The sequence below is a fragment of the Methanolobus sp. genome, assembly GCF_030682845.1.
In the GTDB taxonomy this organism is placed as follows: domain Archaea; phylum Halobacteriota; class Methanosarcinia; order Methanosarcinales; family Methanosarcinaceae; genus Methanolobus.
In genome coordinates, this window is record NZ_JAUXNK010000077.1 from 53,866 (window position 1) to 63,643 (window position 9,778).

Below are 9,778 nucleotides of genomic sequence, written 5' to 3' on the forward strand. Positions count from 1 at the left end.
GAGAAAAGATGACGAATTATCATGTTACGCTTGAAGCTGCCTGGTTGGTCAGAGATGTTAAGTCCGGTGATGATGCTATTGGTGTTGCTATTTCAGAGGCCGGTAAACGCCTTAACCCTAAGCTCGATTATGTGGAAGTCGATATCGGGACCACGTTCTGCCCGTCCTGTAATGAACCTTTCAGCAGCGTTTTCGTTGCAGCCAACACCGCCATTGTAGGTCTTGTCCTCGAGATGAAAGTGTTTGATGCGGAAAGTGACGAGCATGCTGCCAGGATTGCAAAATCAGTTATCGGGAGAGCACTCAGGGATGTACCTCTGGATGTAGTGGACGTCGAAGAGTTCGAATGAGCTTTGGCAGGCAAGAACATGGAAAAGGTCATTACCATTGTCGGCCATGCGGCCATAGACCTTCTGTTCGATGTTGAGAACATAGCTGTGCACGACGAGTCCCAGCCCATTATAGAATATCATGAATATTTTGGCGGGGGCGCCGCTAATATTGCCATCGGGATTGCAAGACTTGGCGGAAGCTGCCAGCTCATCTCAGCGGTCGGCGGTGATTTTGGTTCAAGTGGCTATGAAGCAGAACTGCAGGACCACAGGGTTGACCTCTCGCTCCTATACAGGTACGCAAATGAAAAGTGCACAAGGGCCTTTGTGTTCACTGACAGGGAACACCGCCAGAGCACCTATTTCGACTGGGGTGCATCTGTCCACCTTAAAGAACTGGAGCCACCAGTAATCGATTTCGTACACCTGGCAACCTCAGACTCAACATTCAATGCAAGGATTGCAAAAAAAGCCAGGTTCGTTTCCTTCGATCCCGGACAGGACCTTATAACCTATTCCCGGGAAAACCTAAAGAGCATCCTTGAGAACACGAATATACTTTTCACCAACAGGCATGAGATCCAGCGCGTATGCGAGATGACAGGTAAAACCTTTGAGGAGATCCTGTCCATGATCGATACTGTAGTCGTTACATACGACGCCAAAGGAAGTATCATACATAATGCAGGGAAATCTATGAACATTCCCATAGTCCCCGTGAAGGCTGTTGACCCCACGGGTGCAGGCGATGCCTACCGGGCTGGCTTCTTACTGGCATATACCCGCAACTACCCTCTTGAGACCTGCGGCAGGATAGGTGCCACAGTTGCTTCATTTGCGGTGCAGAGCATTGGCTGCCAGACTGACCTGCCTTCCTGGAAAGGGATGCAGGAAAGGTACGAGAAGCATTTCGGAAAACTCGATGATTTATGATATCCTTTGATTACTTTTTTTATCCTGTCCTTACTGGAAGTTGGTTTTCTATCCTTACTTTGTCTTTAATTACTCTTACAATTACATTTCTTAAAACAAAGACTTTTTATATATAAATGACATCATAATAATGAATGAGTCCGGATCTGGAATACACTGAATCTAGCACAATAGTTCCGCTTGTGCAGGACAAAGATCTTACGGAAGCATCAGCTCCGTTAAAAGGTACATCTCTTTATGCCAATATTAAAGAACGGCTGTCAGGTGTAATAAAAACAAGACGAGAGCTCCCAGCCTATGACCCGCAGATACACGGGCCTCTTGTAGAAATGGAGATACCTGTGGGGTACACAGAAATAGAAAGGTATTGGGTTAATGAGCCTTTCTCTTTTATCTGCATCCTTGAAAAAGGTAATATCTTCAATTATCATGTCGCTGAGCCGGAGCTTACTCTTTACGAAAGGGACGTGCTTGAAAGGGTCTATGATGACCTCCGTGACATCCTGAGTCTGGGAGGCATTGGGCCGAGAAAAGATAAGGATATCATCCTCACAGAGCATGCACTTTCTCTTTTTAGCAGGTACCATGCAGACCTTGGAACTGCATCCATGCACAGGATACTCTATTACCTCAGACGTAATTTCCTTGGGAATGACAGGATCAACACACTCATGCTTGATCCCTATATAGAGGACATATCCTGTGATGGGGTGAATATTCCTGTTTTCATGTACCATAACAAGTATCGCAACATTAAAACAAACATCTCTTTCGCCGAGGAGGAGCTTAATTCACTGGTGATAAAACTTTGCCAAAAGAGCGGGAAGCATATCTCCATAAGTGAACCCATGGTGGACGCGACACTTCCTGACGGCTCCAGGCTGCAGGCAACTCTGGGAAAAGAGATAACTACCAGGGGAAGCTCCTTTACTATACGGAAGTTCAGGGGCGACCCTATCACAGCCATAGACCTCATAAATTACAACACATGCAGCATTGATATGATGGCATATTTCTGGCTGGCCATCGAGAATGGCAATTGTGCCATCTTTGCAGGAGGTACCGCATCAGGCAAGACCTCTATACTCAATGCAGTATCTCTTTTTATCCCGCCCCTTTCAAAGATAGTTTCCATTGAGGATACACGTGAGCTGACCCTGCACCATGATAACTGGATAGCGGGAGTTACCAGGAAGGCACTTGGCGCAGGCAGTGCAGGAGAAGTCACGATGTATGATCTTTTACGCTCTGCGCTGCGCCAGCGTCCGGAGTACATCCTTGTAGGAGAGATACGCGGAGAGGAAGCCCTCACTCTCTTCCAGGCAATATCCACAGGTCATGCTACCTATTCTACAATGCATGCAGGAGACGTGCAGACTGTTGTGAACAGGCTGGATAGCCCTCCTCTTAATGTGCCTCATGTGATGCTGCAGTCACTGGACATATTGAGCATACAGGTCCAGACTTTTGTTAAGGACAAGCGCGTACGCAGGACACATAGCCTTGTGGAGCTCACAGGCATTGATACCAAGACCGGCTATATCCGTATCAATGAGCTTTACCGCTGGGACCCTCTTACAGACACCTTCAAGTGCAACGGTGATTCATACGCTCTTGCTAAAGTAATGCAGTCCCGTGGATGGGATAAAGAGAAACTTGCCTCTGAGATAAAGGTGAGGCAGCGTATCCTTGAATATATGCGCGATAAAGGCATACGGGACTACGTCAACACTTCTCTTGTTGTGCAGGCCTACTCCGCAGACCCTGAAATGGTGATCCGGTCTATCGAGAACGGCACCCTTGAGGATATACTCGCAAACAGTGGGTGAAGGTGTACAGGTGAATTTTATAACTAATGCAATAGACTTTACCGCACATCTGCTGTTTGGAAAACACATCCGCAGGAACATAGATCGCTTCCTGGATACACGCAACATGCTGCGTAAGGCCAGTATGGGCATGCTGGTGGAGCAGTACGTATCACAGGCATGTCTTGTGTCTCTGCTTATTGGACTGTTCGCTGCAATTGCCGGGATGACCCTTGGACTACATTCTTTTAAAGACATGGCACTGTCTCATGTGGGTCCGTGGTTAGTACCCGCCACTATAAGTGCAAATTTTCCGTTTATATTTTCTCTGCTACTATGTATTACGTTCTTTGCTGTTGCCTTTTCCCTGACGTACTATGTTTACATGTCCATTCCCGAGGTACAGGCAAATGTAAGAAGCTCACTCATTAACCAGTCCCTGCCGCACACAACCGCTTACCTGTATGCCATGAGCAGGGGCGGGGGCCTGAACCTGCTGGACGTTATGCGGTCCATCACTGACAACTACCATATCTACGGCGCTTCTGCGGAAGAGATAGGATACATCGTCAAGGACATGGACTGTTATGGTACGGATCTTCTGACGGCTCTTGAAAAAGCAAGCCAGAGGACACCTTCCCAGAAGTTCAAGGACTTCATAGAGGGGCTTACATCCATCGTTGCCAGCGGAGGGGATGTGACCTCTTACCTCAGAGCCAAGAATGACCAATACCGTCTGACAGCTTCCAAGGAGCAGAAATTGTTCTTTGAGACACTTGGAGTGATGGCCGAGATATACATATCCGCGTTTGTCGCCGGCCCACTGTTCCTTATTACCATACTTGTGGTGCTGGGGCTCATAAATACGGGTTCTATGGTGATCCTGAACTACATGATCTACCTGCTGATTCCCCTGAGCACTATAGTATTCATAATTCTGCTAAGCTCGATAACCGGTGAAAGCTCTAACCTGCATAATGTCTACTTAAAGGAAAAGAAGCTGGAAATATTTTCACACGTCAGGATAAGGCCGGGCCCGGAGAACGAGGAAGAGCTCAGGAAGAAGATTCTCTTTCGGGAAAAGATGCTGAAGGTAATCTACACTCTCACTCATCCATTCCATTTTTTAAAGAGCACACCTGCATACGTGTTCATTCTAAGTGTTCCGGCTGCAGCGATCTATCTGTTGTGGAATATCAGGAATTATACAGGCTCTTTGAATATTGCAGTTTTCAGGAACATTAATTCCGCTACTGTGGCAATTATTGATGATTATGTGTTCATTGCACTGCTTATAATGTTCATCCCTTTCGTAGTATTCAATGAAATGAGGAACTACCGTGTAAGACAAATAGAATCTCATATCCCTGAATTCCTGAGCAATCTTGCGGGTATCAACGAGGCCGGAATAGTGCTGGTAGATGCCATTGAGATGAGCATGAAGATGAAGATCGGCGTGCTGCACGCCGAGGTCAGGAGGCTTATCAACGACCTTTCCTGGGGAGCAAAGCTTGACGACGCTCTGAGAAAGTTCGAATACCGCATCAGAACCGATATGACACAGCGTATCATTACTCTTATCATCAAGGCTAATGAAACCACCAGTGACATTAAAAGTGTGCTCACAATAGCCGCTCATGATGCCGATGTCCAGAAGCATCTCAAAAAGGAACGTAATGCAGAGATGTTCGTGTATGTTTTCATAATCTACATTGCTTTTATGGTATTCCTTTTCATCGTTTACATACTTGCAGCTTACTTCCTGCCGGCGATACCTTCTGCCAGCGGTGCTGTCCAGGTGGGTATGCCACTGATAACCGATTTCGATCTTGAGGCGTACACAATGATATTCTTCCACGCGGCAATGATCCAGGGTTTCTGCTCAGGCATCGTTGCCGGAAAGATGGGAGCCGGTAACATCCGTTCGGGAATCAAGCATTCCCTGACAATGATGTGTATAGCCTATCTGGTATTTGCCTTATTGATATGAGATGTTCCGCATGAGTAGTCACAAAAATACATTCAGGGATGATACCAATGCAGTTTCCGAGGTTATCGGTGAAGTATTGATGACAGCCATTGCAGTACTTGCATTTACTGTTATAGCTGTGTTCGTGTTCTCATATGCGGACTCCCGTGAAATGGTGTATGCTGATATACAGGGCTGGGTTGACACAGATTCTGACACTGTCTACCTTCGCCATGCAGGCGGCCAGGTAATAGACATCTCCAATACCCGTATAATGCTGAATGTCAACGGGACCATAAGAGAATTATCATCTGCTGAACTTCTGAACCAGAAAGGCGGTAGTATCTGGAAACCTGGCGAGGTGCTCAGTATCAATACTTCAAGCCTCTGGGGGAGCGGTATTGCTCCTGCTGATCATATATCCACCACTATCATTGATGTGGATACAAATCTGGTAATAATGAGTGGATGGCTTACTGGAAATACACGTTACATGGAAGAAGGCTCAGGAATGTCAGGTTGGTCGTATGATAACTGACACAGGCACATTCAGGGCTGATACTAATGCAGTATCAGAAGTTTTAGGGGAAATATTGCTGACAGCAATTGCAGTGCTTACATTTGCTGTGATAGCTGTGTTCATCTTCTCCAATGCAGTTCCCCAGGAAAAAGTGTACGCTGAAATCAAGGGGTGGGCAAACGCAGATTCGGATGAGGTCTATCTTTTCCATGCGGGCGGCCAGAAAATTGATCTCTCAGACACCCGTATAATCCTGAACGTCAATGGGGTCATGCGAGAACTGTCATCTGCCGAACTTCTTAAGCTGAAGAACAGCAGTATCTGGCAATTGGGGGAAGTGATAAGTATCAATGTTTCTTCCTGGGGAAATATCACTCCTGATGGCTATATATCCGCCACTGTCCTTGATTTGAATACAAACATGGTAATAAAGAGCGGATTGCTTATTGTAGATACAGGATACCTGGGAGGAGGTCACGGGAATGTTACGCCACCCCCGCCTACTCCAGTCATATCTCTGGGAGAGCTTGCCTGGTGGAAGCTTAATGAGAATGCGGGCACCATAGCCTACGACTCCATAAACAATTATGATGGAACTATCTACGGTGCAGCCCGCATTAGAGGTAAAAGTGGAAATGCGCTCCATTTTGATGGAGCTGATGACTACGTGCAGGTCAATGAAAAGATTATCACAGGATATCCTTTTAGCATAAGCCTTTGGTTGAATACTACCAGTTCCGGTTCTGAACAGGCTGTGGCTAACCTTGCATATTCAAGTGCCCAAAACTCTTACTATGGGATAGATATGACTTCCGGCGGTGTAGTCCGGCTAGTGGCAAGGAACACAAATGCCAGGTATTTAAATGGAGTTCAAATTAATGATGGTCAATGGCACCATGTTGTTGCTGTATACCGCTCATCGAACGACAGGACACTCTATGTCGATGGAGTGAGTGCAGGGACCGATGGAAGAGGAACCAACTTTAACGCTAATTCCAACCGCTGGACTTTTGGCAGGTGGGGGGACAGCACACCCAGCAATTATTTCAACGGCTATATCGATGATGTGAGACTCTATAGCAGAGCATTGAACAGCACAGAGGTACAGCAGCTTTACATGAATCCATAGAGGTGATGATATGTCAGGAATAAGACTCAAAGATTCCGAAACAGCGGTCTCGACAGTAGTATCAGCGGTGCTGCTCCTGGGTATAATAGTGGCCCTGATTACAGTAATCCATGTAAGCTACATTCCGGAATGGAAGATAGGTGCAGAGCAGGCACACATGGCTGATGTATATTATGACATGTCGGTCCTTAAATCCAATATGGATATCCTGTCTGTGGCAGCTATGAATGACCCTATGAACACAATGTCGTTCAGTAATCCTGTAAGGGCGGGAGGCGCAAGCATTCCCCTGATAAGTCCGGGGAGGTCGAGCGGAGTGCTAGGTGTGGTTCCAGGCATGCCAGGCATGAGGATAATAGCTAACGGTGCCATGATGAACTATGACAGTGAGGAACACCTCCAAAACCTCGGGACATTGTTCTACACTTCAGGTAACAGTTATTTTGTGGATCAGACATATGCTTATGAGAGCGGAGGCCTGATACTTGCACAGGGCGAGCTTGCTATAATGAGGCAGTCCCCACCCATAGCCATCAGAAGGACTGACAACAGTACCAACATAACCATATACGTCCATGGCATGCAGGTTTCGGGGCCTGCAAAAGCCATTAGCAGTAACTCCATTGAAGAGGTAAGGACAATATGCGACTCCTCAGTTTCGCTATACGCAGAGGAAACTGTCTTTACAGACCTCACACTGACAGTGGACACCGTCTATCCAAGGGCCTGGGAGGACTTCTTCAGGAGGGAGGCAGCCAATGCAGGTCTGACAGAAGGTGAGTATATGGTATCCAACAGTACCACATCCGCTGTACTGAGTCTTCAGGGTTCTCCCGGCGAAGACATAAAAGCCAATATAAGAATGAGCAGTTTTGAAGCTAACTTCAACTATTTCTAAACGAGCTGGAAGGCAGGGTATGATACTAACTGCCCTTCCAATAGTCCCTTATATCTTCTGGCCAATTTTGTCATAGGGGTTTTCATGATCAAAGAAGCAATGCTTTACGAGAAGCTGGATGACAGGAAGGTACACTGCAAAGTGTGTGCCCAGAGCTGCACTATCTCGCTCGGGAAGCGGGGATTCTGCAGAGTGAGGGAGAACAGGGACGGAACATTGTACACCCTGAACTACAATGTGGTTTCCAGCGAGGCTCTTGACCCGATAGAGAAAAAGCCGCTCTATCATTTCTATCCGGGTTCTGCTGTCTATTCCCTGGGGAGCATCGGTTGCAATTTCAGATGCAAACACTGCCAGAACTGGACCATCTCACAGGTAGGTATAGATACATCTAATGCTGTTGAAATGAGTCCTGAGGAGGCGGTGTCAAGGGCACTGCAGTTTGGTGCAAGGTCCATTGCCTGGACATATAATGAGCCTACCATTTGGTATGAGTACACCTACGACTGCGCCAGGCTTGCAAAGGAAGCCGGGCTTGCCACCGTTTATGTCACGAATGGCTACATCACGCCCGAAGCGCTGGAGAAGATATCCCCATACCTGGACGCCTTCAGGGTGGATATCAAGGCTTTTAATGATGACTTCTACAGGAAAGTAGCAAGTGCGAGACTTGAGCCGGTGCTGGAGGCTACAAAGCTGGCCCGTGAACTTGGGATGCATATTGAAGTGGTCAATCTGATAATACCAACCCATAATGATGACCCAGAGGAACTTCGTGCCATGTCAAGATGGATCTATGAGAACCTGGGGACTGACACTCCAGTACATTTCACCAGGTTCCACCCCTATTACCAGCTCACAGATGTGCCGCCAACTCCACTGGAAACTCTTGAGATGGCGTATGATATCGCAAAGGAAGAAGGGCTGCACTATATCTATATCGGGAATGTGCCGGGAAGCGGCAGGGAGAGCACTTTCTGTCCTCAATGTAACGAGCTGCTGATTAAGAGAGGCATGTTCGATACGGAAGAATACAACCTAACTGAAGACATGGCTTGTCCGCAGTGCGGGAAACAGATATGTATCTTCAATGAGGATATTGGCGATACTAAAACATGCTGACATTCTCAAGAAAATACTTATGTAACGCAAGTTACATAGTAAAAACTATCTTTTTAGTTACACCCCTCCATTTCCAGTGGAACATATATTGTTAAAGATATATGATTATCATCATTATTATGAGGTACTACGGGGAAATTATTTTGGAAATGGTAAGAATGGTGCCGAAAACCACGAAAAACACGCAGTCAATCAAAAGGTTTAAAAGCAATAAGTGCATTAAGAGGATTCGCGCGTTGGCGCCACCAAAAAGCCGCAATAACTCAGTTGGTAGAGTGTCTGGCTGTTAACCAGAATGTCACAGGTTCGAGCCCTGTTTGCGGCGCTCTAAATCTTTTCTCAGAACGGGCCTGTAGCTTAGCCAGGTTAGAGCGCTCGGCTCATAACCGAGCGGTCACCGGTTCGAATCCGGTTAGGCCCATTTTAAAACTCATTAAGTGATAGCGAGATTATTTTCTGAATCATTCTTTTACAGATGAATACTTATATTTGTTTCAACAGACTTACTCAAGGGTATATTCGGGGTAAAGGGGTAAGATGCCAGGAGAGTTTATCGGATATAAGGATGAGATTAATAAGATTGAGAAAGTTATTATGCAGCATGGACCGGAGCCAGCTGCCAATATAGCCATTATTTCCGGACCATATTCTGGAAAGACGACTCTCATGGACATGCTCTATCATAAGTTCCCTCTTGTATCCCGAAAAATAATCATCCCTTTTAGCTTGACAGATTTTGAGGGTTTCGATAAAGTACAGAAAGACAATAAGGGAAAGATTTTTTTTATCGATGACTGCCATATGTTGTATAAGAGAAAGGTGGGTGGGTTTGAAGCACTCAGGAAACTGCTGGACTATATTGCAACTCACCCGGAGCATCTGTTCATAACTTCCTGGAACCTCTTCTCATGGGAATATCTCAACGAAATGCTTCACATCGAAAAGCATTTCCCCACTCAGATCCACCTGCATGGAATTGAAGTTGATGAAATTAAGTCCATTATTATGTCTGACTACAATACCGGGGAAGTGATATTTGAAAACGGGGACAAGAACACCATAGAACG

General features: G+C 46.3%; 8 protein-coding genes, 2 tRNA genes and 1 pseudogene. All 11 read left to right on the forward strand.

What is annotated here, in order from left to right; translation table 11 throughout:
- Positions 1 to 8: 8 nt before the first annotated feature.
- Positions 9 to 350: a DUF555 domain-containing protein gene (locus Q8J68_RS10965; RefSeq protein WP_305311557.1), complete on the forward strand. Its 342-nt coding sequence runs from the start codon at positions 9 to 11 to the stop codon at positions 348 to 350.
- An 18-nt stretch (positions 351 to 368) separates the two neighbouring features.
- Positions 369 to 1,265 carry a carbohydrate kinase family protein gene (locus tag Q8J68_RS10970; protein ID WP_305311558.1) on the forward strand — a complete coding sequence of 299 codons (897 nt, stop codon included), beginning with the start codon at positions 369 to 371 and terminating at the stop codon, positions 1,263 to 1,265.
- A 134-nt stretch (positions 1,266 to 1,399) separates the two neighbouring features.
- Positions 1,400 to 3,094, forward strand: a complete 1,695-nt coding sequence (locus Q8J68_RS10975) for a type II/IV secretion system ATPase subunit (RefSeq protein ID WP_305311559.1) — start codon at positions 1,400 to 1,402, stop codon at positions 3,092 to 3,094.
- Between the two features lie 10 nt (positions 3,095 to 3,104).
- A complete protein-coding gene (locus Q8J68_RS10980) occupies positions 3,105 to 5,063 on the forward strand; it encodes a type II secretion system F family protein (protein ID WP_305311560.1) in 1,959 nt (652 codons plus the stop codon).
- Between the two features lie 10 nt (positions 5,064 to 5,073).
- The gene (locus tag Q8J68_RS10985; protein WP_305311561.1) at positions 5,074 to 5,580 is read left to right on the forward strand and encodes a type IV pilin N-terminal domain-containing protein; all 507 of its coding nucleotides are present in this window, start codon (positions 5,074 to 5,076) and stop codon (positions 5,578 to 5,580) included.
- Positions 5,570 to 6,691: a LamG-like jellyroll fold domain-containing protein gene (locus tag Q8J68_RS10990; protein ID WP_305311562.1), complete on the forward strand. Its 1,122-nt coding sequence runs from the start codon at positions 5,570 to 5,572 to the stop codon at positions 6,689 to 6,691. Before Q8J68_RS10985 ends, Q8J68_RS10990 begins: the two co-directional genes overlap by 11 nt.
- A 10-nt stretch (positions 6,692 to 6,701) precedes the next feature.
- Complete coding sequence (locus Q8J68_RS10995) at positions 6,702 to 7,589, forward strand: hypothetical protein (protein WP_305311563.1); 888 nt, start codon at positions 6,702 to 6,704, stop codon at positions 7,587 to 7,589.
- Between the two features lie 84 nt (positions 7,590 to 7,673).
- Positions 7,674 to 8,711, forward strand: coding sequence for an AmmeMemoRadiSam system radical SAM enzyme (gene amrS / locus Q8J68_RS11000; protein ID WP_305311564.1), 1,038 nt, complete (start codon positions 7,674 to 7,676; stop codon positions 8,709 to 8,711).
- 252 nt (positions 8,712 to 8,963) lie between these two features.
- Positions 8,964 to 9,036: transfer RNA gene (locus Q8J68_RS11005), tRNA-Asn, on the forward strand.
- Between the two features lie 21 nt (positions 9,037 to 9,057).
- Positions 9,058 to 9,132 (forward strand) — tRNA-Ile (locus tag Q8J68_RS11010).
- Positions 9,133 to 9,248: 116 nt separating this feature from the next.
- Positions 9,249 to 9,778 (forward strand): annotated as a pseudogene (locus Q8J68_RS11015) (hypothetical protein); the annotation flags it as partial.